We start from the raw sequence: 26077 nt of genomic DNA on the forward strand, positions 1-26077 counted from the left end.
CGGGGCAGGTTACAGCTTCGTCAAATTCTCGGACCCGCAGGCGGCTCGTCTGGCTTCACAGGACGCAACAGCCGGTCCGGCAATCAACTCGAATAACAGGCAATGTGCGGCTGACGCTGCGTGTCGCAAGTGATGGCATAGCGAATTAAGGCTGGGGTAATGGCAGGAAACGACGACATGGCGAACAACGGCAACATCGAACGCAGCTACACCGATGCCGTCACGGCGCAGCTGGGTGAGCGCGTCACCAACCTTGGCCGCCGGCAGAGTGATCTCGAAACAGAGATGCGTGCCGGGTTCAAGCAGGTTGAGAATGGCATGTCCGCCATTGCCAACGAGATGCGCACCTCTATAGCTGCGCTATCTTCAAACCTTTCCGAGCGCAACAAGCCACAGTGGCAGGCGATCGGCGTGGCCATTACCTTCTGCACTGTCATTGGCGGATTGGCATACTGGCCGATCAACTCCTCCACGTCGCGACTTGAAAACGCAGTTCTGGCGTTGTCGGAAAAGATCGTGACGCGGCAAGAGATGGAATACCGGCAGGCACGCGGAGCCGAAGACCGCAACCGCATGGAGATTTCCATCAAGGATGTTCGTGAGGCTCAGGTGCCGCGCGCCGAGCTAGAGCGGGTGTGGACCAGCCAAGCGAACACCGATTCCGATCAGCAGCGCCAGATAGATGAGCTGAAGCAGGCTCAGACAAGTGTGTATGGTGCGCGCGATGTCATATTAGACCTTCGCCAGCGGGTAGACCGCATGGAGCGCGAGAAGGCTTCGCCGGGAAGCTGATACATAAAACCCGCCAGCAGCCTCGTACTGCCAGCGGGTTCACTGCCAACTTCCCGCCAATTGGCCGGAAGTCTCTCGACCTCCATAACCGAGGCGTAGATCAATTGCACCAATCAATGCGGTGCTTCGGGCGCCATTCTCGCGCCAGTCCTTCCGACATAAGAACCTGCCCAACTTCCCGGCCATCGGGGAGATAGATATTCACAAGCGGCCGGCGGCTCTGCGTCCGGTCTCTGGCGCCGCTGTCCTCGATGCGAGGCACGCCGGCCAGCAGCAGTTCTTTCAGCCTAGCTTTCGCCTTCATCGCCAAATCCCGCTCAAACTCGCATTTGGCACGGCTGCCCATCTCGGGCGCATCCACGCCAGACTTGAACGGCACCCCGCCACCCAGCAATCGCATATTCTGGCCGTCGCACTTGATGGTGTCGCCGTCGATGACGATCAGCGAGGCGCAAGAGACACCCTGCCCCGCAAAAGCGTCCGCCGAAGCGGACAGATAAATGGCCAACGCGAGCGCGGCGGAAAATATCTTCACCACTGGTTTTTCCTTCAGGTTCGTTGAACCTTGAGAGCACTATGCAAAAAGGGCCTGCGATTTCTCGCAAGCCCTTGATATTACAGCAATTCGGATGGTGGGCGTGACAGGGATTGAACCTGTGACCCCTACGATGTCAACGTAGTGCTCTCCCGCTGAGCTACACGCCCTCCGTGGCGGCGGATAGACCACAAAACCGGTTCATGCGTCAACTGCTTTTTTTCGGTTTTGTGAAGGTTTTTTGAGAGGCCTTACGCCACAAGGAGTTTGTTGACCTCATCCACCAGATCGCGCAGATGGAACGGCTTGGAAAGCACCTTGGCGTCCTTCGGAGCCTTCGAATCGGCATTCAGCGCAACCGCTGCAAAGCCGGTGATGAACATGACTTTCAGGTCCGGGTCGAGTTCGGTCGCGCGTCGTGCAAGCTCGATACCGTCCATTTCGGGCATGACGATATCGGTGAGAAGAAGGGAAAAGGGCTCCTCGCGCAGCCGGTCGTAAGCGCTTGCGCCATTGTCGAAGGAAGAAACCTTGTAACCGGCTTTTTCCAGCGCCTTGACGAGGAAGCGGCGCATATCGTTATCGTCTTCAGCGAGAAGAATTTTCTGATTCATGGTTAAGTGACCGTAACTGCTTAATGTTTGGAATACCCTAGCCCGATTATAGGATTTTCACGGTAAATATCCTGTGAACACGTGAATCGGTATAGCGCTACTTGGGCGACAGTATGGACTTGCCGCACCGTAACTGGCAACATGAACCTCCTGATAGTTTGCGACATGGTAAATGGCCTGAATGGACTGGGTAACAGGTGAATATGAGCTGTTCGAAGTAACGGAACCTGCCGTTCAAACCCTGCCATTCGTCTATAACTCCCCCCATAGCGGCCGCTGCTATCCCATCTCCTTCCTAGAATCGGCGCGGCTCGATTCGCATGACATCCGTCGCTCCGAGGACCACTTCATCGACGAGCTTTTCGGCGCCGCCCCAGAGATTGGCGCGCCGCTGTTGAAAGCGAATTTTCCGCGCGCCTATCTCGACGTCAATCGAGAGCCATATGAGCTCGATCCCCGCATGTTCGAGGGCACCTTGCCGCCCTACGCCAATATCGGCTCCATGCGGGTTGCAGGCGGCCTTGGCACCGTGCCGCGTATCGTTGCGGAAAACATGGATATTTATGCCCATCGCCTGCCGGTGGATGAAGCCCTCTCCCGTATCGAGACCATATACAAACCCTACCACGCCTGTCTGCGCCGCCTGCTGTCCCGCACGCACGCACATTTCGGCATGGCAGTCCTGATCGATTGCCATTCGATGCCCGGCAACATCCGGGTCACCGGGTCAAACCTCAGACCTGATGTTATTATCGGCGATCGCTACGGCACCAGCGCCTCCCAGGAAGTCTCGCGTGCGGCCCTGCATTTCCTCGAAGAACTTGGCTTCGTCGCCGTCTGCAACAAGCCCTATGCCGGCGGCTTCATTACCGAACATTACGGCCGTCCCATACGCTCGCTTCACGCGCTGCAGATAGAGGTCAACCGGTCGCTTTATGTCGATGAAAAAACGCTTTTGAAGAAAGGCGATTTCCCCGCCATTCAGGCTTCGCTGGAAATATTCATGCGCCAGCTCGGGGCTTTCGTGTCGGAATATGCGATCGAAACTTCGCTCGCCGCCGAATAGCTCAGCCAAGCTTCTCAATTAAATCGTTCGCCCCCTTGCCTGGCTGTGCGCCGGGCAAAAAAAACCGCGCCTTGGCGCGGTCAAGTCTAGGGAGGAAACACCCAAGGAGGGTATTTACAGTCAAAGACTGTAGCATCACGCTACGCAGTAATTGCACAATTGTCAATCATTTTATTTTCTGCATGTTTTTTGTGCTTTTGCCGAAAATATGGAAACCGCGGCTTCGTCACCATACGAGTGGACGGCGGAGGTGATTCCGGTCTATGCATTTCGCCACACAATTGAGGCCATCAATTCACGCAATGAGGTTTCGCATGCTGCCTGACCGGAATTTCTTCTTCGAACTTGCTGATGCGGCCAGCGCCGAAACGCTTCCCCGCTTTCGCACGGGCGTTGCCGTTACCAACAAGCAGGATGGCGGCTATGATCCGGTGACGGAAGGCGATCAAGCGGCCGAAAGCGCCATTCGTGCGCTCATCGAGGCTCGTTTTCCCCAGCACGGCATCCTCGGCGAAGAACATGGCAATGTCGGTCTCGACCGCGAGCATGTCTGGGTCATCGACCCCATTGACGGCACACGCGCCTTCATTTCCGGCGTGCCCGTATGGGGAACTCTGATCGGCTTCCAGTCTGCCGGCCGCGCCACGATGGGCATGATGGACCAGCCCTTCACCAGGGAGCGTTACTTTGCCGACGGCACCTCCGCCTGGTATTTCGGACCCGAGGGCGAACGAACCATCCGCACGCGTGACTGCGCTTCGCTATCGGACGCAATACTTTTTACCACAACACCCCATATTTTCACCGCCGAGGAAAAGCCCTTCTACGAAAAGGTGCAGGATCAGGTCCGCCTTTTCCGCTACGGCGTGGATTGTTACGCCTATTGCCTGCTGGCCGCGGGTCATGTCGATCTCGTCATTGAATCCGGCCTGAAGCCCTACGATGTGGGCGCACTTATTCCGGTCATCGAGCAGGCCGGCGGCATCATCACCACATGGGATGGCGGACGTCCTGAAAATGGCGGCCGCATTCTGGCCGCCGGCTCCAGATCCGTACACGAACAGGCGCTTGCCATTCTCTCCAGACTATAGACCTGCCCTGCAAGGCGGCCATCACTCCGGCGCGAAAAACGCGTCGATGGCGGCCAGTGCCTGCTTGCGGAAAACATCCCGCTCATGCAGCAGTTCATGACGCGCGCCGGTGATGGGAAGAAGCTGCGCCGCCCGGAAATTGCGCGACAGCTCTTCCTGCGCCTTATAGGGCGTTATCGTGTCCAGCATGGGCGCCAGAATGAGGGTAGGAATGGTTATGTTCGTCAGATGATCCTGACGGGTCACGCGGCCCATGGTCTTCAACGCCTCATAGACCCAGCGGGCCGTTGGCGCGCCAATGAACAGTTCCGGAAACTGCCTGTGCAGCGAGAGATTCCTTGCGAAACGTTTTGCGTCCGAGGTTAGCGGATTGCCGTCAAAATCCCGTTCGCGCTGGTCCCTGCCAAGCTGAACTTTTCCCAGGCCGGCAAGGCTCAAAGCCGTGGCGACCAGCCGGATAACGGATGACGGGACGGATTGCTGACTGTCGAGTTCTATGAAGGGCGAACAAAGCGCCAGCCGATCAATCCTGTTCGCGAGCCCGGGCGCTGCGGCAAGCGCGGCAAGCGCGCCGGTAGAATGTGCAATCATGAAGAACGGCAGCCTCGTATCCGGAAGCACCACCTGTTCCAGAAAAAGGCTGATGTCGTGCTGATAATCGGAAAAGCGCCGCACGTGCCCGGCACCCGGCCTTTTCAGCAGCCGTTCGGAACCGCCCTGCCCGCGCGTATCGAACGTCGCGACCCAGAAGCCCATGGCCGTCAGATCGGCCACTGTTTCAAAATATTTTTCGATACATTCGTTTCTGCCATGCAGCAGAACCACCGTTCCGCGGGCAACATGACGATGGGTCCGAAAGATCGCATAGCGGAGCTGTTTGCCGCCATGGCCAGAAAAATATCCAACCACATGGCTGTCGGGAACCGGATTGTCTTCACTGGCGCGCAATGTGGCTTCGATCATCGGTCTTTTTCCGGCTTTTCAACTCTTTTCGGATAGGTCGGCGGCGCGGGAAGGTCAAAGAAAAAATTGCCGGAACCGTCGGTTAAAGCAGTCGCGGTTCCGGCGAGTAAGACAGAAGAAGAAGGGACGTTATTGCTTCTGTCCACGGAGAATGTCTCCGATGACGGGAGTTTTATGGCTCTCAAACTGAACGATGCCGGAACCGGATGTTCAGACATGGTTCATGTTGCATCCACCCCTTGACGCCGCGCGACGCCATTCCCATCTCCTTCATGCGGTCGCCAAAGCGGGGCCGCGCCAAATGTCCGACCGTCGCCAGAATGGGATGGCGGACTTAACCGCAAACAGTCGCTTCTTAAGGAGGACACCATGCGTCACGTTGATTTTTCCCCTCTCTATCGTTCCACCGTGGGCTTCGACCGTCTTTTTTCGATGCTTGACGGCCTCGGCCAGCCCGAGCAGGCCCAGTCCTATCCGCCCTACAATATCGAGCGGACCGGTGAGAATACCTATCGCATCACCATGGCGGTTGCCGGTTTCGATGAAAATGAACTCAGCATCGAATCCCGCGCCAATGCGCTGACCGTGAAAGCCGAGAAGGCCACGGATGAGAAGACGACGGAAGGCGAATTTCTGTATCGCGGCATCGCCACGCGCGCCTTCGAACGCCGCTTCCAGCTTGCCGACCACGTAGAAGTTCAGACCGCTTCCCTGAAGAATGGCCTGCTTCACATCGATCTCGTTCGCAATATTCCGGAAGCCATGAAGCCGCGCCGCATTGCGATCTCGTCCGACAGCGCCGATGCGCCGAAGACCATCGAAGCCCAGGTCACCCCGGCTCAGGTCAACTAAGTATTCCACATGCAAGACAGACGGCCCCCTTGAGGGGCCGTTTTTGTTGGCCGGAGCGCGTTTTATCGAGCGGAAGCTGCGGCGCCTTCTGCCGCAGCCGCTTCGGCTATCGCTGCCTTTTCATGGGCCTTGCGGGCATAACGCTGGGCAAGGACAGCGCAGACCATCAACTGGATCTGATGAAAGAGCATGATCGGTAAAACGATGGCACCGATGCTCTGGCCGGCGAAGATCGCGCCGGCCATGGGCACGCCGCTGGCGAGGCTCTTTTTCGAGCCGCAGAAGGTGATGGTGATCTCATCGGCCTTGTCGAAACCCAATAGCCGGCTGCCGAACATCGTCACACACAGGACAAGCGCCAGCAGCAGGATATTGATGACGATGACCACACCGATATCCCGGAGCGAAAACGTGTGCCATATGCCCTCGATGACCGCATCGGAAAAGGCGAGATAAACGACCATCAGAATGGAGCCGCGATCGACCGGAGAAAGCAATTTCTTGCGCGCCCTGATCCAGTCACCAATCCAGGGCTGCAGGACCTGACCGACGATGAAAGGCAGAAGCAGCTGCAGGAAGATTTGCAGGAAAGCATCCAGCGAAAATCCGCCGCCATGGCCGCCGACCGTGAACAGCAGGCCAACCAGCAACGGCGTCAGGAACATGCCGAAAATATTCGAAGCCGAGGCTGAACAAATCGCCGCCGGCACGTTTCCGCCCGCCATTGACGTGAAGGCGATGGATGACTGCACGGTGGATGGCAGCACACAGAGAAACAGCACGCCCATATAGAGCGGTGCCGGCAGGATGCTTTCGGGAATGAAGCCTATCGCCACACCGAGAAGCGGGAAAAGGCCGAAGGTCACGAGCAGGATCGCCAGATGCAGACGCCAGTGCAGGATGCCCGCAATCACCACATCCCGCGAAAGCCGCGCGCCGTGCAGGAAGAACAGCAGAGCGATCGCGAGTTTTGTCGCAAGCCCGAAATATTCTGCCGGCTCGCCGCTAATCGGCAGGATGGAAGCCAGAATTACGGTGGCCACCAGCATCATGGTGAAACGGTCGGGCAAGAAGCGGGTCATGGGAGGTCTTTCCGGCAGCGGTTTTGCTTGAAACGCGCGCCACTATCGCTCATCATGATTTCGGATGCAAAGATTAACAGTTATCATGATTTGAGATAATGCTGAACCTTCAACATCTTGCCAGCTTCGTCATGCTCCAGCAAACCGGCAGTTTTACCCTTGCTGCCGAACGGCTCGGCATTGGCCAATCCACTGTCAGCCAGCATATTCAGAGGCTTGAAGCCTCCCTTGGCCGCCGATTGATCGCACGCAACACCCATCAGGTAAAACTGACCGGCGAGGGTGAGGCATTACTCGGTTACGCTCGCAACATGCTTGAAATCGATAGCAAGGTCTCTTCGCTCTTCAGCGAAAGCCGCCTGCGCGGTCGGCTGCGGCTTGGTGTGTCGGAAGATTTTGTCGCCAGTCGCCTTACGACCATTCTGGAGGAATTCATTCGGCTTTACCCGCTGGTTGACCTTGAACTAACGGTCTCGCTGAGCGGTGTGCTTTACCAGATGCAGGACAATGGCGAACTTGACGTGGTGTTGGCCAAGCGTCGTCTCGGCGACAAGCTTGGTCATTTCCTTTATCGCGAACCGCTCGTCTGGCTGGCGCGCGATCCTGAGCGGATGCTGAACCAGCCGGATGCGCTCCCGCTGATTGCCTTTCCGCCACCGAGCATCACCCGGAAGGCGGCGCAGGAGGCACTGGACCGGGCCGGTCTCGCCTGGCGGATCGTCTGCACCTGCGGCAGTCTCAGTGGACTAACCGCCGCAGCAAGGGCGGGCATGGGCATTCTGGTGCAGCCGCGCAGCATGGCGCCGGCTGGTCTGAAGGAGATTGCCGCAGGCGTGCTGCCGCTGCTGGAAGACGTGGAATTCGTGCTTCAACCGAGCAAGGGCGCGGAGGCGGAGCTGGTGCGCGCCCTTTCCGATCTCGTTTCCAGCAAGAGCATCGCACCCGGCAGTTTCGTGTAACCGGCCTTAATTGTCCCGTTTCGAGAGGCAACGGCCGACGCTGTCGCGCCAGCCTGCGATGGCGTTCTTCCGCTCGCTCTCTTCCATCTCGGGGCTGAAGCGGCGGTCGCGCCGCCAATGGTCGGCGAAGGCCTTCCGGTCCGGCCAGATGCCGGCACGTGAGGCCGCAAGCCAGGCGGCACCAAGGATTGTCGTCTCGAGAAACACCGGTCTATCGACGGGCGCGGCGAGAATATCTGCCAGCCGCTGCATCGTCCAATCGGAGGCGACCATGCCGCCGTCGACCCTCAGCACCGTCTTGCCATTGTCACCTGCCCAGTCCTTGCGCATCGCATCCAGCAGGTCGAACGTCTGATAGGCAACGCTTTCGAGCGCCGCGCGGGCAAATTCCGCCGGGCCCGTCCCGCGTGTGAGGCCGAAGATCGCACCCCGCGCTTCGGCATCCCAATAAGGCGCGCCAAGACCGGTAAACGCAGGCACGAGATAAACGCGCTGCTTCGGATCGGCCTTTTCGGCAAGCGCGCTGACTTCTGATGCAACCGAGATGAAACCAAGCTCGTCACGCAGCCACTGCACCGCCGCCCCGGCGATGAAGATAGAGCCTTCCAGCGCATAGGTCGTCACGCCGTCGAGACGATAAGCAATCGTCGTCAGGAGCCGGTTTGTGGAGGCCACCCGGTCTGTGCCCGTATTGAGAAGTGCGAAGCAGCCGGTGCCGTAGGTCGATTTCATCATGCCCGGCTCGAAGCAGGCATTGCCGATCACCGCCGCCTGCTGGTCGCCCGCAACGCCGAGGATCGGAATTTCCGCGCCCAGAAGCGACTTGTCAGTTACGCCGAAATCGGCGGCGCAATCCAGAACCTCCGGCAGCATGGCGCGGGGGATGTCGAGGATGGACAGGAGCTCATCATCCCAGACATTGTCTTCGATATTATAGATCAGCGTTCGCGAGGCGTTGGTGGCGTCGGTCACGTGCCGGCGGCCGCCGGTGAGACGGTAGATCAGGAAACTGTCGACGGTACCGAAGCAGATTTCTCCCTTGCCCGCCCTTTCGCGAAGACCGCTGACGCTGTCCAAGAGCCATTTCAGCTTCGTGCCGGAAAAATATGGATCGAGCAGCAGTCCGGTCTTTTTAGAGAAGAGCGGTTCCAGCCCCCTTCTTTTCAAATCCTCGCAGACCGGGGCGGCACGGCGATCCTGCCAGACCACGGCGCGGTGCACCGCTTCGCCGGTGTTGCGGTCCCACAGCACCGTCGTTTCCCGCTGATTGGTGATGCCTATCGCCTCTATATCGGTTGCGGCGATGCCGGCATCGGCAAGCGCCAGTCGGATGGTTTCAAGCACACTCTTCCAGATGTCTTCGGCATCGTGTTCGACCCAGCCGGAGGCAGGAAAATGCTGCGGAAATTCTCGCTGCCCGACACCGATGACCCGCATGTCGCGATCAAAGACCATCGACCTTGTCGATGTCGTGCCCTGATCGATCGCCAGAATATAACCGCCCATTATGTCACTCCCTTTCAAACGCAATGACGGGGCGGCAGAGCCGCCCCGATTTAAGATTTTATGCAGACATCACTTCTGCCAGCTTTTCACCAGTTCGTCGTAATTGACGGTGACCGGCTTTTCCTTTTCGTTGGCGATCTTTAGCTGCGGCGCGAGATTGCCCTTCGAAACGGCGTCCTTGTTCCAGTATTCGATATCATGCTCTTCCGCCAGCTTCGGGCCGATATCGCCCTGCACGCCAGCACGTTCCAGGCGGCTCATGACCTTTTCCTGTTCAGCGCAGAGCGAGTCCATGGCAGCCTGAGCGGTCTTGGCACCCGACGACGCATCGCCGATTGCCTGCCACCAGAGCTGCGCCAACTTTGGATAATCAGGAACATTGGTGCCGGTCGGCGACCACTGAACGCGGGCCGGCGAGCGATAGAACTCGACAAGACCACCGAGCTTGGAGGCCCGGTCCGTAAAGCTCTTGTGATGGATGGTGCTGTCACGAATGAAGGTGAGACCGACGTGGCTCTTCTTCACATCCACGGTCTTTGAGGTCACGAACTGCGCATAGAGCCATGCGGCCTTGGCGCGGTCGTCTGGCGTGGATTTCATCAACGTCCAGGAACCCACATCCTGATAACCGAGCTTCATGCCGTCCTTCCAGTAGACGCCGTGCGGCGAGGGTGCGACGCGCCATTTCGGCGAACCGTCCTCGTTCACCACAGGCAGGCCGGGCTTGGCCATGTCGGCAGTAAAGGCCGTGTACCAGAAGATCTGCTGGGCGATGTTGCCCTGTGCCGGCACCGGTCCTGACTCGGAGAAGGTCATGCCCTGCGCTTCCGGCGGCGCATATTTCTTCAGCCATTCGAGATATTTCTCGATGGAATAGACCGAAGCGGGACCGTTGGTATCGCCACCGCGGGCCACGCAGGAGCCGACCGGCTGCGACTTGTCATTGACCTTGATGCCCCATTCATCGACCGGCAGGCCGTTTGGCAGGCCCTTGTCGCCATTGCCGGCCATGGAGAGCCAGGCATCGGTGAAGCGCCAGCCGAGCGAGGGGTCCTTCTTGCCGTAGTCCATATGGCCGAAGACCTTCTTGCCGCCGACGTCGCGGCCGGTGAAGAATTCGGCGATGTCCTCATAGGCCGACCAGTTGACGGGAACGCCGAGGTCGTAGCCGTACTTGGCCTTGAAGTCCGCTTTGTTCTTGTCGTCGTTGAACCAGTCGTAACGGAACCAATAGAGGTTCGCGAACTGCTGGTCGGGAAGCTGGTAGAGCTTCTTGTCCGGTGCCGTCGTGAACGCGCTGCCGATGAAGTCCTTGAGGTCGAGACCGGGATTGGTGACATCCTTGCCTTCATTGGCCATGAAGTCCGTCAGGTTGCGCACCTGCTGGTAACGCCAATGGGTGCCGATGAGGTCGCTGTCGTTGACCCAGCCATCGTAAAGGTTCTGGCCGGTCTGCATCTGGGTCTGGATCTTTTCGACAACGTCACCTTCCTGGATAAGGTCGTGCGTCACCTTGATGCCGGTAATGGCGGTAAATGCAGGCGCCAGAACCTTTGATTCATATTCATGCGTGGTCAGGGATTCGGATACGACCTTGATCTCCATGCCCGCGAAAGGCTTCGCGGCATCAATGAACCATTGTACTTCCTTTTCCTGCTCTGCACGGGAAAGCGCCGACATGTCGCCGATTTCCTTGTCCAGAAACTGCTTTGCTTCCTCCATTCCGGCAAAAGCCGAACCTGTCATTGCCAGCAGCATGGCTGCCGTCGTCGTCATCAGATGCCGTCGCATATCAGTCCTCCCAAGGGTTGCGATTGCATGAAGTCTGCGAGATGCGGTTTTCCTCCGCCGCATCTTTTCCTGCTCTAGACAAAACGGAAAACGCCAACGGCGTAGACCACGGATAGAGCGAGAGCCCACCACAGGTTCGGGCCGACCAGCCCGAGCCATGCGAGATGAATGAAGGCGCTGCCAAGCAGCGAGATGAACAGCCTGTCACCACGCGTCGTTTCGAAGCGCAACAGGCCGAAGCGGGGATTGCCGCCGGGCGAGAGACGTTCCCAGAACCACATGCCGACCAGCAAAACCGCGATGGTGCCGAAAAAGGCCGCCGTCTGCCACGTCCACGCCATCCAGGTAAAATCGGGCATCTTCGTCATGGTCAAACCCTTCCCAGCGCAAAGCCTTTGGCGATGTAATTGCGCACGAACCAGATCACCAGAGCGCCGGGTATCAGCGTCAGCACGCCGGCAGCGGCAAGCAGGCCCCAGTCCATGCCGGCGGCAGAGACGGTGCGCGTCATCGTCGCGGCGATCGGTTTTGCGTCCGTGGTGGTCAGCGTGCGGGCGATCAGAAGCTCGACCCACGAGAACATGAAGCTGAAGAAGCAGGCCACGCCGATGCCGGAAGCGATGAGCGGCATGAAGATCTTCACGAAGAATTTCGGGAAGGAGTAGCCGTCAATATAGGCGGTCTCGTCGATTTCCTTCGGCACGCCGGACATGAAACCTTCGAGAATCCAAACCGCCAGCGGCACGTTGAACAGGCAATGCGCGAGCGCCACCGCAATATGCGTGTCAATCAGCCCGAAAGCGGAATAGAGCTGGAAGAACGGCAGGGCAAAGACCGCCGGTGGCGCCATGCGGTTGGTCAAAAGCCAGAAGAACAGGTGCTTGTCGCCGAGAAAACGGTAACGCGAAAAGGCATAGGCCGCTGGCAGCGCGACAGCCACCGAGATCACCATGTTCATGACGACATAAATGATCGAATTGATATAGCCGGAATACCAGGATGAATCGGTGAAGATCGTCCTGTAGTTCTGCAGCGTCGGCTGATGCGGATAGAGCGTCATGGAAGAGACGATTTCCGCATTCGTCTTGAAGCTCATATTGATAAGCCAGTAGATCGGCACGAGCAGAAGCAGGATGTAGATGGTCGGCACCAGCCAGGAAAACCGGGATGGCCCGTGATGGCGGCGTGAGCGCGCCGTTGCGGCAAAGCTGGGTCTTGCCGACGTGGCAACGCCCGACGAGCCGGAGACCAAGCCGTTACGTTCCACGCCGGTCGTGACATTGGAGGCGCTCATGACTCAGGTCTCCGCGTCGTGGCTGGTCATCACGGTATAGAACACCCACGATAACAGCAGGATGATGAGGAAGTAGATCAGCGACATGGCCGCTGCCGGGCCGAGGTCGAACTGGCCAAGTGCCATCTTCACGAGATCTATGGACAGGAAGGTTGTGGAATTGCCCGGGCCGCCGCCGGTGACGACGAAGGGTTCGGTATAGATCATGAAACTGTCCATGAAGCGCAGCAGGAAGGCGATCAGCAGCACCCGTTTCATCTTCGGCAGCTGGATGAACCGGAACACCGCAAAACGCGACGCGCCATCGATCCTTGCCGCCTGATAATAGGCGTCAGGAATGGAAACCAGGCTGGCATAACACAGAAGCACGACAAGGCTCGTCCAGTGCCACACATCCATGATGACGACGGTAATCCAGGCATCGACGGGATCGTTGACATAGTTGTAGTCGAGCCCGAGCTGATTGGCGTAATAACCGAGAAGTCCGATATCGCTGCGCCCGAAGACCTGCCAGATCGTGCCCACCACATTCCACGGCACCAGCAGCGGCAGTGCCATGGTGACGAGGCAGATCGGCACGCCGATGCCGGATTTCGGCATTTTGAGTGCGATGAAGATGCCGAGCGGAATTTCAATCGCGAGGATGATGCCGGAGAATAGCAGATTGCGCCCCAGCGCATCCCAGAACCGGTCCGACGCCAGGATTTCCTCGAACCATTGCGTTCCCGCCCAGAAGAACTGGTTGTTGCCGAAGGTGTCCTGCACCGAATAATTCACGACGGTCATCAATGGAATGACGGCGGAGAAGGCGACCAGCACCAGCACCGGCAGCACCATGAACCATGCCTTGTTGTTCCAGCTTTTTTCCATGGTCAGGCCCCCATCTTTACACGCCAGGAATCGGCGAAAACACCGATCGCGGCCGGGTCGAAGCGCACACCCGCCTCCGCCGGGATTTCCTCGTCTTCCGCAACGACGATCGCGAGTTTCTGGCCGGCGAACCGGGCACGCACGATCTTCTGCCGGCCGATGTCCTCGACCTTATCGACAGTGATGGGCATGCCGCCGCGCTCCAGCCGGACGAATTCCGGGCGGATGCCGATTTCGATGCGCTGCCCCGATGCGATCGTCGGCGCACCTGCCAGCGGCACACCAAGACCGCCGACTACAGCCGTCGTCCCCTCGATATTGGCGGGCAGAACATTCATGCCCGGCGAGCCGATAAAATAACCGACAAATGTATGCCCCGGCCGCTCGAAAAGCTCAGCCGGCGTGCCGATCTGGACAATCTGGCCGTCATACATCACCACCACCTTGTCGGCGAAGGTCAGCGCTTCGGTCTGATCATGGGTGACGTAGACCATGGTGAAACCGGACTGGCGATGCAGGCGCTTCAGCTGCGAGCGCAGCACCCATTTCATATGCGGATCGATGACCGTCAGCGGCTCATCAAAGAGAATGGCGTTGACGTCGGAGCGTACGAGGCCGCGCGCCAGCGAGATCTTCTGCTTCTGGTCCGCCGTCAACCCGCGGGCCCTGCGTTTTGCCATACCGGAAAGGTCGGTCATCTCAAGGATTTCCCGCACGCGGCGGTCGACCTCGGCCTCCGGCACATGCCGGTTGCGCAGCGGAAAAGCAAGATTGTCGTAAACTGTCATCGTGTCGTAAACGACCGGGAACTGGAACACCTGGGCGATATTGCGATCTTCAGTCGCAAAATCCGTGACGTCTGTTCCGTCGAACGCGATACGGCCTTCGGAGGGGCGCAGCAGGCCAGAAATGATGTTGAGCAGCGTGGTCTTACCACAACCGGAGGGACCGAGAAGTGCATAGGCCCCGCCATCCTCCCATTCGTGATGAACCTCCTTCAGCGCATAATCGCCGGCAGCCTGCGCCTTGGCGTTATAGGCGTGGCGGATATGATCGAGCGTGATACGTGCCATGACCGATCCCCCTTACGCCGCTTCGCCGATGGCGCGGCCATTTGCGTCGAATGCCATCAGGTGGCTTGTATCGAGAAACAGCTCGATATCCCTGTCCGGTTCGATGTCGTGAATGCCATGCGCCAGCATGACCCAGCGTCGGCCCGAAAATTCCACATGCACGAAGCTTTCCGACCCCGCGATTTCCGAGATCAGCGTCCGCGCCCGTATGGATTGCCGTGCTTCACCCTTCGCCTGCGGGAAAAGATGATGCGGCTGGAAAGCGATGGTCAAAGGTCCATCCGGCACGGTGGCAAGGTGCGCCGGCACCGCGACAACGGCGCGATCAGCACGGGTAAAGGCTCCACCCGTCTTGATGACCTCGATGGTGTTGAGCGGCGGGTCGGCGAAAATTTCCGCCGTCACAATATCCACCGGGCGCCGGTAAACCTCGATGGTGCGACTGAACTGGGTTACCCTGCCCTCGTTGAGTGTTGCCGTATTGCCGCCCAACAGCAGCGCCTCTGACGGCTCTGTGGTGGCATAAACGAAGATCGCGCCCGACTCCGCGAAAATGCGCGGCAGCTCCTCGCGCAATTCTTCGCGCAGCTTGTAATCGAGATTGGCCAACGGCTCATCGAGCAGCACCAGAGTGGCGTTCTTGACGATGGCGCGGGCAAGTGCCGTGCGCTGCTGCTGGCCGCCGGAAAGATTGAGCGGCGTACGGTCGAGATAGGGTGTAAGCCTCAGAAGCTCCGCGGCTTTTCTCACTTCCCGGTCGATGGTTGCCTGATCCTTGCCCGCAACCCGCATCGGCGAGGCAATGTTTTCGTAAACGCTGAGCGCCGGATAGTTGATGAACTGTTGGTACACCATGGCGACGTTGCGCTTCTGGACCGGCCAGCCGGTCACATCCTCGCCGTTGACCAGGATCGAGCCGCTGCTTGGCTTGTCCAGCCCTGCCATAAGCCGCATGAGCGACGTCTTGCCCGAAAGCGCCGGTCCAAGCAGAACGTTCAGGCTTCCGCGCTGCAACGTCAGATCCGTGGGATGAATATGATAGTCACCGCCCACCATCTTCGAGACATTTCGCAATTCAAGCATGGTGATCCAAAGCCTCCTCCGCTTTTGTCCGGATCGTCAGATTGCCTTCAATCGTCCACCTGCAATGTCATCGATGTAGTCCTCCAACCCGCGCACCTCGTCGGATGTCAAAAAAAGCCCCTGCTTGGTACGGCGCCACAGAATATCCTCCGCCGTCAGCGCCCATTCCCGCGCCATCAGCCAGCGAACTTCGGCTTCGTAGAGCGTGCCGCCGAAATGCCGCCCAAGCGCCGACGCGTCTGCCGCATTGCCTATCATCGCCGCCACATCGGTGCCGTAGCAGCGGACAAGCCGCTCCGCATGACGCTTTTCCAGGAAGGGATAACGCGATAGCAGCGCAGAAACCTCCGCAGCATAAGCTTCTACATTGAAATTTCCGCCCGGCAGATGAGAACCCGCTGTCCATGGGGCTCCCTTTGTTCCCAGCGCATCGCCGATCTTTTCAAGAGCATGTTCGGCAAGTCGCCGATAAGTGGTGAGCTTGCCGCCGAAAATATTGAGAAGTGGTGCCTCGCCGTCGGCCCCCTCGGTCTTCAAGACATAATCACGCGTCGCCTCCTGCGCTTTTGACGCACCGTCATCAAAAAGCGGCCGCACTCCGGAATAGGTCCAGACAATATCGGCCGGCTTCACCGGTTCGGCAAAATATTCACTCGCCGCGCTGCAGAGATAGCTGATTTCCTCGTCGCTGATCTTAACAGCCCGGGGGTCACCGGTATAGTCGCGATCCGTCGTGCCGATCAGGGTGAAATCCTGTTCGTAAGGGATGGCGAAAATGATGCGGCCATCCGGATTCTGAAAGAAGTAGGCGCGCGGATCGGAGAACTTCTTGCGCACGATGATATGGCTGCCCTGGACGAGGCGAACATTGTGAACGTTGTTTTTTCCGAAGGTCGCCGACAGAACCCTGTCGACCCATGGACCGGCGGCATTCACCAACATCCGCGCCCGGTGGACCTGCGTTTCTCCGGCGGCATTTCTCGTCTCGACCCGCCAGAACGCGCCGTCGCGCCGCGCGGAAACCACCTGCGTCCGATTGAGGATCAACGCGCCACGGTCAGCGGCATCACGGGCGTTCAGCACGACCAGGCGGGCGTCATCGACCCATCCGTCGGAATATTCGAAAGCCCGGGCGAAAATCGGTTTCAAAGGCTTTCCGGCCGGATCACGGCGCAGATCGAGCGAGCGGGTGGCGGGCAGAAGCTTGCGGCCGCCAAGATGATCGTAAAGGAAGAGCCCGAGACGCACGAGCCACGCCGGACGCACACCGCCCTTCTGGAAGGGCAGCACGAAACGCATGGGCCAGATGATATGAGGCGCCATGGCCCACAGAACCTCGCGTTCCATCAGTGCTTCGCGCACCAGGCGAAACTCGTAATGTTCGAGATAACGCAGGCCGCCATGAATGAGCTTGGTTGCAGCAGACGACGTACCGGAGGCGAAATCGTTCATTTCGGCGAGTGCGACGGAATAGCCCCTGCCGACGGCGTCGCGCGCAATGCCGCAGCCATTGATACCGCCGCCGATCACGAAAATATCGTGAATTGCCTCGTCAGACATGCACCCTCCCGCGCTTTCATCGACGCTCTCCTCATCGATATATTGAAAGCACGACCATCTAATTCGAAGACAAAACGAATGTCAAACGAAATTCCGACAGCCCGTGGATCAGGTGCCGCGGGCCTCCGTCTCGATCAGCCGGACATCATGATCGGCGCAGATACCGCGGATGGAATCAATCGGACAATGATCGGTGATGAAGGTATGAACCTGCGAAAGATGGCCGATGCGGACAGGGGCCGTCCGTTCGAATTTGAGCGAATCCGATACCAGAATCACATGGCGCGCGTTGGAGATGATTGCCTGCGCAACCTTGACCTCGCGGAAATCGAAATCCAGCAGGGCGCCGTCCTCATCGATGGCGGACACGCCGATGACGGCGAAATCCACTTTGAACTGGCGAATGAAATCCACGGCCGCTTCGCCGACAATGCCGCCATCGGAGCCGCGCACGACACCACCGGCAATCACCACCTCAATACCCGGGAAAACACGTAACCTGTTGGCAACATTTATATTATTCGTGATGACCATCAGTTCGTGATGATCCGCCAGCGCTTCGCCCACCGCCTCCGTGGTCGTGCCGATGTTGATGAAAAGCGACGAATTGTTGGGAATGAGAGCGGCGGCAGCGGCTCCGATCGCCTGCTTTTCCACGGAAGCAATCGCCCGCCGAGCCTCGTATTTGACATTTTCATTGCCGCTTGGAAAAAGCGCGCCACCGTGGATGCGGGTCAGAACACGGGTATCGCAGAGGTCGTTCAGGTCCTTGCGGATCGTCTGAGGGGTGACGGAAAACCGCGATGCCAGCTCGTCGACCAGCACTCGCCCGTTCGCTTTCGCCAGCGCGACGATTTCATCCTGACGCGGTGTGAGCAACATTTCGCCCTCCCTCCTCTTTCAATTTTTTCGTTTTATTGAAGAGCGAACGAAAAACCAATGTCAAGGGATGGTTTAGGCCAACCATGGGTGGCCGCGTCGACGTCGTGTGTCAAAAATTTGCGCCGGGGCGGCGCGTGGTCCGTCAGCGAGCTATCAGAACGGGCGGAAGGATCTCCTTTGCTTTCATCACGGACAGCGCCGGGGAAGCGGCGCGGAACGCATCGCCAATGCCGATCAGAACGGGCTCGTTTACCCCCAGCCGCTCGATTGCCGCAGACAGTTGCGTGAGTGGGCCGCGCCAGCGCTGCTCATTCGCCCGGGTGACGGAAACCACGACGGCAACGGGCGTCGAGGCGTCCATGCCGTGGGCGAGCAAGGAGGACTGGATTGCCGCCGCGGTTCGCCCGCCCATGTAAAAAACCGTGGTTACGGCGGGGTCGGCAAGCGATGTCCAGTCAATATTCTCCGGCAGCTTTCCCTGACGGGAATGGCCGGTGATGAAGCGCACCGACTGGGCGTGGTCGCGATGGGTCAGGGAAATGCCGAGGCGGGAGGCCATGGCGCTTGCCGCGGTGATGCCGGGCACGACATCGACGGGAATGTTTTCAGCCGCCAGCGCGGCGATCTCCTCACCGGCGCGCCCGAAAATCATCGGATCGCCGGATTTCAGGCGCACCACCCTTTTTCCCGCCTTTGCAAGCCGGATCATCATGTCGTTGATATCTTCCTGCCTGCAGCTTTCGCGGCCGCTGCGCTTGCCAACCAGCATGCGCTTGGCCTCCCGCCGCGCCAGCTCCAGCACCTCGGCTGAGACAAGATCGTCAAACAGGATGACATCTGCCGCCTGCAGGGCGCGCACCGCTTTCAGCGTCAGAAGTTCGGCGTCTCCAGGGCCGGCGCCCACAAGCGTCACCCGCCCCCCAACCTCGCAAGCCTGCATTCCGGTAGCCGTCAGCAATCGTTCTTCGCTGTCTTCGTCCAGCCTTTCGGTAAAGGCCCGATCGACGAATTTCTCCCAGAACAGCCGCCGGGACGGACCTGGCGTCAGCCGCAGGTTAACCCGCTCACGGATGGTCCGGGCAAGCGCACCCCAATCCCTGAGCGAGTGCGGCAGCAATGTCTCAATGCGCCGACGGATGGCCTGAGCCAGAATAGGCGCTGCGCCATCGGTGGAGATCGAGACGACCACTGGCGAGCGATTGACGATGGAGCCGAACTGGAACTGGCAGAATTCCGGCTTGTCGATGACGTTGACGGGAACACCCGCCGCCCGCGCAGCGGCATGAAAGGCTGCAGCCTCCGTATCCGTTTCGCAATCCGCCAGCGCCAGTTCCGCATTGTCGAATATGCCACTATGCCAGCGCATGGCATGGAAATGCAGGCGAGTGCTTCTGACAACGAGCCCTGCAAATGTCTCGGACAGGTCACCCCTCTCACAAAAGACATGCAATTCCGCGCCGCAAGCCAACAACAGTTCCGCCTTCCATGCGGCCCCATCCGATCCGCCCGCCAGCACCACGCGCTTGCCCTCAAGCCCCCAGAAAACCGGCAGCTTGGCGAGTTTCTCCATACGGGCCGGTTCATTCCGCTGCGGTTTTAAGGCATCCATTGATGACCCCCTTGATTTCGGCGCGGCACGAGCCGCAATTGGTGCCGGCATTCAACACCTTGCCGATGGCTTCGACGCTATGGCAGCCATCCCGGACTGCGGCCGTGATCTGGTTGACGCCGACATTGAAGCACGAGCAGACCGTGGCCCCCGGATCGGGACGGCCCGCTCCGGGGCGACCGGCGATCAGCGCAAACCGCATTCGCAGATCCTCATGGCGCTCGGTCAGTTGCGAGATCGCCCAGTTGCGGGCAACAGCCACCGGCCGCCTTGCGATGAACAGCGCCGCCAGCAGTATATCGCCATCGAAAAAGGCAAGGCGCAGATCGCCAGTTTGCCGGTCGCTATAACCCAGCGGCTCGATCCCGGCGTCGATGCCGAAGACCTGTCGTGCCCAGAGCGTCCAGTCCTGCGGCTCTTCCGCAAAGGCAAGCTCCATGCGATAGCCGCCATCCGCCTTTGCAATGGCCCAATAGGCGCAGTCCGGCGCATCGGGCCGGGTGCGGGAAATGGCGAAACCGTAAGCCTTCGCTTCGAAACGTCTTGCCCTCACGCCCGTGTTTTTCGAGGCGGGCTGGCCGGAATAAGGGTCCGTGACCGGGGCCACAACCATATCGATCCGCGCCAGCGAGGCAAACTGGTCGTTCCAGTGCATCGGCGCGAACACCGATCCGCGCGCCTGCCTTTCGCTGATCAACGCCCGCAGCAGAACCTTACCATGTGGACTTTCCAGCTCTACCAGATCGGCGCTTTCGATGCCCCGCGCCTGTGCATCGCGCGGGTGAAGCTCGGCGAATGGCTCGGCGATATGGGCGGTAAGGCGTGCGCTTTTGCCGGTGCGGGTCATGGTATGCCACTGGTCGCGAATGCGCCCGGTATTCAGCGTCAGCGGATAGTCCGCCGACGTTCTGTCCACCTCCGGCAAGGCTGTGACGATGAACCGTGCCTTGCCATCGGCGTGATAAAACCGGCCATCTGCGAAGAAACGCGTCGTGCCGGCGTCGCCTGCCTGCGGTCTTGGCCATTGGAAGGGCGCCATCCCGTCATAGACTTTCGGGTCGACGCCACTGATGTCGAAATCGCGACTGCCCAGATTTTCGAAGCCAGACAGAGCCGCATGTTCGGCGAAAATCTCCGACGCGTGCCGGAAGGCAAAGGCTGCGCCGAAACCCATGCGCCGGCCCACTTCCGCCATCTGCCACCAGTCCGCCTTCGCTTCACCGGGTGTATCGAGAAAACCGCGCTGGCGGGAAATGCGCCGCTCGGAATTGGTGACCGTGCCGTCTTTTTCCCCCCAGCCAAGCGATGGCAGAAGCACATGGGCATGGCGCGCCGTATCGGTCTTGTCCATGACATCGGACACCACGACGAATGGACAGGCCTTGATGGCCGCTTCGACAGCACCGGCGTCAGGCATGGACACCACTGGATTGGTTGCCATGATCCACAGCGCCTTGATGCGGCCATCGGCCACGGCCCGAAACATATCAACGGCTTTGAGGCCGGGTTTTTCCGCAATGGCAGGCGAGGCCCAGAAGCGCTGCACGCGATCACGATCCCCGGCACTTTCGATGGCCATATGGGCGGCCAGCATGTTGGCCAGCCCGCCGACCTCGCGCCCGCCCATGGCGTTCGGCTGACCGGTCAGCGAAAACGGTCCCATGCCGGGCCTGCCGATGCGACCGGTCGCAAGGTGGCAATTGATGATAGCGTTGACCTTGTCGGTGCCGCTTTGCGATTGGTTGACGCCCTGGCTGTAACAGGTGACGGTTTTTTCGGTGCGTTCGAACAATTCGTAAAAGGAAATCAGTTCGGCAATCGTCAGCCCGGTGGCCTCAGCGATATCAGGCAGGCTATATTCGGTTGCTGCCTGCATCGCGGCATCAAAACCGACCGTGTGATCTTCCACATAGACGTGATCGACTGCAGGACTACCGGAAAGGTGCGCCAGCAGGCCGGTAAACAGCGCCACATCTCCATCCGGGCGGATGGCGAGGTGCATATCGGCAATATCGGCGCTCATCGTGCGACGCGGATCGATGACAACGACTTTCATTTCCGGCCGTGCCGCCTTTGCCGCCGCTAGCCTCTGGTAGAGAACGGGATGGCACCAGGCGAGATTTGAACCGGTGAGGATCACCAGATCGGCAAGCTCCATATCCTCATAGGTGCCCGGCACCGTATCGGCCCCGAAAGCGCGGCGATGGCCGGCGACCGAGGACGACATGCAGAGCCTTGAGTTGGTATCGATATTGGCCGAACCGATGAAACCCTTCATCAGCTTGTTGGCGAGGTAATAATCCTCGGTCAGCAATTGGCCGGAGACGTAAAAGGCGACCGAATCCGGGCCATGTTCGGCAATGGTGTCGGAGAAGCGGGAAGCGACGAGATCAAGCGCTTCGTCCCATGTCGCCCGTTTGCCATTGATCTCAGGGTGAAGAATGCGTCCTTCAAGGTCGATGGTTTCGGCGAGGGCCGAGCCCTTGGAGCACAGCCGGCCGAAATTGGCGGGGTGGTCCTGATCGCCTCTGATGGAAACGATACCATCGTCGTTGACGGTGGCGATGACGCCGCAGCCGACGCCGCAATAGGGACAGGTGGTTTTGGTTTCAACGGGCATGGGTTTGCCCTCTCAGCGTGTGGCGGTTACGCCGCCTCAACGTGTGGCGCTTACCCCCCTCTGCCCTGCCGGGCATCTCCCCCTCAAGGGGGGAGATCAATCGCGGCACAAACTTCCATTCACAACTGGCGTCGTCGCCGGTGGAGAGGGAACGAGGAGCCCTCCGCTTGTCGATCTCCCCCTTTGAGGGAGAGATGTCCGGCAGGACAGAGGGGGGTAAACTCACCGCCATCGCAACTCACTCCGCCGCAATCATCAGCGTTTCAAGCGCTATCGAAAGCCTCCCACCCAGATTACGCAGCGGAATGGTCCTCACCTCGCCCTCATCCGCCCCCAAGGCCTTGCCGGTTTCCAGCGAAATGACCCAATTATGCAAGGGACACGTCACCGAAGCGCCATGCACGATGCCCTGGCTCAGCGGCCCGCCCTTGTGCGGGCAATGGTCCTCGATGGCGAAGACCTGATTTTCCGCCGTGCGGAACACGGCGATCTTGCCCATCGGCGTTTTTACGCACCGTGCGCCGCGCAGTGGGATGTCGGAGATGTCACCAATATCGATCCAGTTGACGTCCATCGTTCTCACTCCGCTGCCTCGCTGAAACCGATTGCCGCCATGGGCCTGAATTCGTGCTTGTCGTGGCCGGACACACGCTCGGACCAGGGATCGACCTGCGCGAATTTCTGGCTGAAGACGAAGCGTTCGAAATAGGCCCGACGCTTCTCCGCATCATTCATGATCTGGCGACGAACCTCGTCGTAGCCGATGCGCTTGGCCCATTTGTAGATGCGCTCAAGGTAGCGCGCCTGCTCACGGTACATCTGGGTGAGCGCCACGATATGCTCCAGCGCTTCATCCTCGGTTCTGACAAGACCCAGAACTTCAGTGCCCTTGATATCGAGGCCGGCGGCACCGGCGAAGTGGATCTCGAACCCGGAATCGACGCAGATGACGCCAATATCCTTGCAGGTGGCCTCGGCGCAGTTGCGCGGACAGCCTGAAACAGCAAGCTTCAGCTTGGCGGGTGTCCACGATCCCCACATGAATTTTTCAATGCGGATGCCAAGCCCGGTGGAATCCTGCGTGCCGAAGCGGCACCATTGCTGGCCGACACAGGTCTTCACGGTGCGCAAGCCCTTGGCATAGGCCTGGCCGGAAATGAACCCGGCCTTGCCGAGATCGGCCCAGACCGCCGGCAAATCCTCCTTCTCGATGCCGAGAAGGTCGATGCGCTGGCCGCCCGTCACCTTAACCATCGGGATTTCGAACTTGTCGACCACATCGGCAATCGCCCGAAGTTCGGAAGAGGAGGTAACCCCGCCCCACATGCGCGGCACGACGGAATAGGTCCCATCCTTCTGGATATTGGCGTGAACACGCTCATTGATGTAACGCGACTGGTAGTCATCGGCATACTCATCCGGCCAGTCGCAGACGAGGTAATAATTGAGCGCCGGCCGGCATTTCGCACAGCCGCAGGAGGTTTTCCACTCAAGCTCCTGCATCACAGCGGGAATGGTCTTAAGACCCTTGGCCTTGATGAGACGGCGTACATCGTCGTGGCCGAGATCGGTGCATTTGCACATGGGCTGCACGGCAGCGGGGTTATAACTGTCGCCGAGCGTCAGCGTCATCAGCTGTTCGACAAGGCCGGTGCAATTGCCGCAGGAGGCGGAAGCCTTGGTGTGGGCGCGCACATCATCCAGAGACGTCAATCCCTTGGAGGTAATGGACGAGGTGATCTTACCCTTGCAAACGCCGTTGCAGCCGCAGATTTCCGCATCATCCGGCAAGGCTGCAACGGCCGCCATAGGGTCCAGCGGCGACCCTCCCTGATAGGCCTGACCGAAGATCAGGGTCTCACGCATGGCAGAAATATCGGTCGATTTCTTCATCAGGTCGAAGAACCACGATCCATCCCCCGTTTCGCCGTAGAGCACCGCACCGATGATGCGGTTTTCTTTCAGGATGAGGCGCTTATAGACGCCGGCCGTGGCGTCTCGCAGCACGATTTCCTCGCGGTCGTCGCCTTCTGCGAAATCGCCGGCGGAAAACAGGTTGATGCCGGTGACCTTGAGCTTCGTGTTAGTGACGGAGCCGTGATATTCGGCCGAACCGCCGCAAAGGCGGTCGGCTAACACCCGGGCCGATTCATAAAGCGGGGCAACCAGCCCGTAGCATATGCCGCGATGTTCCGCGCATTCGCCGAGCGCATAGATCGAGGCGTCCGACGTCATCATGCCATCGTCAACGACGATACCGCGATTGACGGCAAGACCGGCCTCCCTGGCAAGACCGGAAGCGGGACGGATACCGACCGCCATCACCACCATGTCGCCTTTGATGATCCTGCCGTCTTCCAGCTCGATGCCCTCGACCTTCTCCTTGCCAAGAATGCATTTGGTATTGGCCTTGGTGATGATGTCGATGCCGCGCTCGGTGAGCGCCTTCTCCAGAAGATAGGCCGCTGCCGGATCAAGCTGACGCTCCATGATCGTCGGCATCAGGTGGATGACGGTGACGTCCATTCCCTGACGCTTGAGACCATAGGCGGCTTCCAGCCCGAGAAGCCCGGCGCCGATGACAATGGCGCGGCCCTTTCCTTCTGCGATCTCCAGCATCTTCGTCACATCATCGAGATCGCGATAGGCGAGCACGCCGGGCAATTGATGGCCGGGGACGGGAATGATGAAGGGCAGAGAACCTGTGGCGATCACCAGCTTGTCATAGGAAGCCGTAATACCGTTTTCGCTGGTGACGGTCTTTTTGTCCCGATCGATACCGGTGACTTTCGCACCCTTGTGCAGCGTCACATTATTGGCCGCATACCAGTCGTCATTTTGGATGACGATGTCCTCGTAGCTCTTTTCGCCTGAAAGCACCGGCGAGAGCATGATGCGATCGTAATTGACGCGCGGCTCGGCGTTGAAAATGGTGACATCGTAGAGGCCGGGAGCGGTTTCGAACAGGTTTTCCAGCATGCGCCCCGGCGCCATGCCATTACCGATGATGACGAGTTTTTGCGTCATGGTCGTTACTCCGCGGCTTCGACGAAGCGGTGACGTTCGTAAAGGAACTTCAGCACGGCCTCGCGGCATTTGAGGTAGGTCTTGTCGGATGCAAGCTCGATACGATTGCGCGGGCGTGCCAGCGGCACCTCGAGCACTTCGCCGATGTGAGCTGCGGGACCGTTGGTCATCATCACGATACGGTCGGAGAGCAGCACTGCCTCGTCGACGTCATGGGTGATCATGACCATGGTGTTGCCGAGCCGGGCGTGGATTTCCATCACCGCGTCCTGAAGATGGGCGCGGGTCAGCGCATCCAGCGCCCCGAACGGCTCGTCCAGCAGCAGGATTTTCGGCTCCATGGCGAGCGCGCGTGCGATGCCGACGCGCTGTTTCATGCCGCCGGAAATTTCCGAAGGCTTCTTGTCCTTGGCATGGGCCATCTGCACGAGATCGAGATTGCGCATGACCCAGTCATGCCGCTCGGTCCGGGTCTTGGTATTGCGGAAGACCTTCTCGACAGCGAGATTGACGTTTTCATAAACCGAAAGCCACGGCAGCAGGCTGTGGTTCTGAAAAACGACGGCGCGTTCAGGTCCGGGTTCGTTGACCTCCCGGTTTTCGAGGAGCACGGCACCGGCGGAGACTTTCGTCAGCCCGGCGATGAGGTTGAGCATGGTGGATTTGCCACAGCCGGAATGGCCGATGACGGAGACGAATTCGCCCTTTTCGATGGTGAGATTGATGCCTTTCAGCACGTCGGCGCGCGAACCGCCCTTGTCGAAATATTTGTCGATATGATCGAGCTTCAGATACGCGTTCATAGTTA

24 protein-coding genes and 1 tRNA gene are annotated in these 26077 nt (G+C 59.3%); 5 read left to right on the top strand and 20 right to left on the bottom strand.

All coding sequences use genetic code 11. The features are described 5' to 3' along the window. The first annotated feature begins 177 nt into the window (after positions 1–177). On the top strand, positions 178–792 hold the full coding sequence (locus tag EGT36_RS21480) for a hypothetical protein (RefSeq protein WP_286084283.1): 615 nt from the start codon (positions 178–180) through the stop codon (positions 790–792). Positions 793–892: 100 nt separating this feature from the next. On the opposite strand, the gene EGT36_RS21485 is transcribed toward EGT36_RS21480, so the two are convergent. From EGT36_RS21485 to cpdR, 3 genes are all read right to left on the bottom strand, one after another. Next, entirely contained in the window at positions 893–1288 is a 396-nt protein-coding gene (locus EGT36_RS21485; RefSeq protein WP_125271436.1) for a thermonuclease family protein, read from the bottom strand. Positions 1289–1422: 134 nt separating this feature from the next. Continuing rightward, positions 1423–1497, bottom strand: a tRNA-Val gene (locus EGT36_RS21490). A gap of 81 nt (positions 1498–1578) precedes the next feature. Next, the gene (gene cpdR, locus EGT36_RS21495) at positions 1579–1941 is read right to left on the bottom strand and encodes a cell cycle two-component system response regulator CpdR (protein ID WP_003497910.1); all 363 of its coding nucleotides are present in this window, start codon (positions 1939–1941) and stop codon (positions 1579–1581) included. A gap of 181 nt (positions 1942–2122) precedes the next feature. On the opposite strand from cpdR, the gene EGT36_RS21500 reads away from it, so the two are divergent. Continuing rightward, positions 2123–3007 carry an N-formylglutamate amidohydrolase gene (locus EGT36_RS21500; RefSeq protein WP_125271058.1) on the top strand — a complete coding sequence of 295 codons (885 nt, stop codon included), beginning with the start codon at positions 2123–2125 and terminating at the stop codon, positions 3005–3007. 314 nt (positions 3008–3321) lie between these two features. Beyond that, positions 3322–4098, top strand: a complete 777-nt coding sequence (gene hisN / locus EGT36_RS21505) for a histidinol-phosphatase (RefSeq protein ID WP_035207365.1) — start codon at positions 3322–3324, stop codon at positions 4096–4098. A gap of 21 nt (positions 4099–4119) precedes the next feature. On the opposite strand, the gene EGT36_RS21510 is transcribed toward hisN, so the two are convergent. Both EGT36_RS21510 and EGT36_RS30605 read right to left on the bottom strand, forming a co-directional pair. Further along, complete coding sequence (locus EGT36_RS21510) at positions 4120–5061, bottom strand: alpha/beta fold hydrolase (protein WP_035207362.1); 942 nt, start codon at positions 5059–5061, stop codon at positions 4120–4122. Further along, positions 5058–5207 (bottom strand): hypothetical protein, encoded by a 150-nt coding sequence (locus tag EGT36_RS30605; protein WP_162471999.1) that lies wholly within the window; start codon positions 5205–5207, stop codon positions 5058–5060. The genes EGT36_RS21510 and EGT36_RS30605 overlap by 4 nt, the downstream gene beginning before the upstream one ends. Positions 5208–5430: 223 nt before the next feature. Here EGT36_RS30605 and hspL point away from each other — a divergent pair, with 223 nt between their 5' ends. Beyond that, entirely contained in the window at positions 5431–5913 is a 483-nt protein-coding gene (hspL, locus tag EGT36_RS21515) for a heat shock protein HspL (protein WP_004437287.1), read from the top strand. Positions 5914–5975: 62 nt separating this feature from the next. Here the strand turns inward: hspL and EGT36_RS21520 are convergent, their stop codons facing one another. Further along, positions 5976–6995 (bottom strand): bile acid:sodium symporter family protein, encoded by a 1020-nt coding sequence (locus EGT36_RS21520; protein ID WP_022563300.1) that lies wholly within the window; start codon positions 6993–6995, stop codon positions 5976–5978. A gap of 98 nt (positions 6996–7093) precedes the next feature. Between EGT36_RS21520 and EGT36_RS21525 the strand changes: the two genes are divergently transcribed. Next, the gene (locus EGT36_RS21525; protein ID WP_044459571.1) at positions 7094–7954 is read left to right on the top strand and encodes a LysR family transcriptional regulator; all 861 of its coding nucleotides are present in this window, start codon (positions 7094–7096) and stop codon (positions 7952–7954) included. Positions 7955–7960: 6 nt separating this feature from the next. On the opposite strand, the gene glpK is transcribed toward EGT36_RS21525, so the two are convergent. From glpK to EGT36_RS21600, 14 genes are all read right to left on the bottom strand, one after another. Next, complete coding sequence (glpK, locus tag EGT36_RS21530) at positions 7961–9460, bottom strand: glycerol kinase GlpK (protein WP_004437281.1); 1500 nt, start codon at positions 9458–9460, stop codon at positions 7961–7963. Between the two features lie 69 nt (positions 9461–9529). Continuing rightward, positions 9530–11251 (bottom strand): ABC transporter substrate-binding protein, encoded by a 1722-nt coding sequence (locus EGT36_RS21535; RefSeq protein WP_004437278.1) that lies wholly within the window; start codon positions 11249–11251, stop codon positions 9530–9532. 74 nt (positions 11252–11325) lie between these two features. Beyond that, positions 11326–11619 carry a DUF2160 domain-containing protein gene (locus tag EGT36_RS21540; RefSeq protein WP_004437276.1) on the bottom strand — a complete coding sequence of 98 codons (294 nt, stop codon included), beginning with the start codon at positions 11617–11619 and terminating at the stop codon, positions 11326–11328. A 2-nt stretch (positions 11620–11621) separates the two neighbouring features. Next, complete coding sequence (locus EGT36_RS21545) at positions 11622–12545, bottom strand: carbohydrate ABC transporter permease (protein WP_004437272.1); 924 nt, start codon at positions 12543–12545, stop codon at positions 11622–11624. A gap of 3 nt (positions 12546–12548) precedes the next feature. Continuing rightward, positions 12549–13415 carry a carbohydrate ABC transporter permease gene (locus EGT36_RS21550; RefSeq protein ID WP_004437268.1) on the bottom strand — a complete coding sequence of 289 codons (867 nt, stop codon included), beginning with the start codon at positions 13413–13415 and terminating at the stop codon, positions 12549–12551. A 2-nt stretch (positions 13416–13417) separates the two neighbouring features. Further along, positions 13418–14488, bottom strand: coding sequence for an ABC transporter ATP-binding protein (locus tag EGT36_RS21555; RefSeq protein ID WP_022563294.1), 1071 nt, complete (start codon positions 14486–14488; stop codon positions 13418–13420). Positions 14489–14500: 12 nt separating this feature from the next. Beyond that, positions 14501–15571 carry an ABC transporter ATP-binding protein gene (locus EGT36_RS21560; RefSeq protein ID WP_125271059.1) on the bottom strand — a complete coding sequence of 357 codons (1071 nt, stop codon included), beginning with the start codon at positions 15569–15571 and terminating at the stop codon, positions 14501–14503. 36 nt (positions 15572–15607) lie between these two features. Continuing rightward, positions 15608–17131, bottom strand: coding sequence for a glycerol-3-phosphate dehydrogenase (locus EGT36_RS21565; RefSeq protein ID WP_125271060.1), 1524 nt, complete (start codon positions 17129–17131; stop codon positions 15608–15610). 108 nt (positions 17132–17239) lie between these two features. Next, positions 17240–18013, bottom strand: coding sequence for a DeoR/GlpR family DNA-binding transcription regulator (locus EGT36_RS21570; protein ID WP_006699927.1), 774 nt, complete (start codon positions 18011–18013; stop codon positions 17240–17242). 142 nt (positions 18014–18155) lie between these two features. Then, the gene (cysG, locus tag EGT36_RS21575) at positions 18156–19622 is read right to left on the bottom strand and encodes a siroheme synthase CysG (protein WP_172965693.1); all 1467 of its coding nucleotides are present in this window, start codon (positions 19620–19622) and stop codon (positions 18156–18158) included. Continuing rightward, positions 19594–22242 (bottom strand): nitrate reductase, encoded by a 2649-nt coding sequence (locus EGT36_RS21580; RefSeq protein ID WP_125271061.1) that lies wholly within the window; start codon positions 22240–22242, stop codon positions 19594–19596. Before EGT36_RS21580 ends, cysG begins: the two co-directional genes overlap by 29 nt. 238 nt (positions 22243–22480) lie before the next feature. Continuing rightward, positions 22481–22816 (bottom strand): nitrite reductase small subunit NirD, encoded by a 336-nt coding sequence (nirD, locus tag EGT36_RS21590; protein WP_037090397.1) that lies wholly within the window; start codon positions 22814–22816, stop codon positions 22481–22483. Positions 22817–22821: 5 nt separating this feature from the next. Next, positions 22822–25269 carry a nitrite reductase large subunit NirB gene (gene nirB, locus EGT36_RS21595; protein WP_037090395.1) on the bottom strand — a complete coding sequence of 816 codons (2448 nt, stop codon included), beginning with the start codon at positions 25267–25269 and terminating at the stop codon, positions 22822–22824. A gap of 5 nt (positions 25270–25274) precedes the next feature. After that, positions 25275–26072 carry an ABC transporter ATP-binding protein gene (locus EGT36_RS21600; RefSeq protein WP_037090393.1) on the bottom strand — a complete coding sequence of 266 codons (798 nt, stop codon included), beginning with the start codon at positions 26070–26072 and terminating at the stop codon, positions 25275–25277. Positions 26073–26077: the final 5 nt, after the last annotated feature.

Origin of the sequence: Agrobacterium sp. FDAARGOS_525 (assembly GCF_003938925.1) — a bacterium.
Taxonomy (GTDB): Bacteria; Pseudomonadota; Alphaproteobacteria; order Rhizobiales; family Rhizobiaceae; genus Agrobacterium; species Agrobacterium pusense.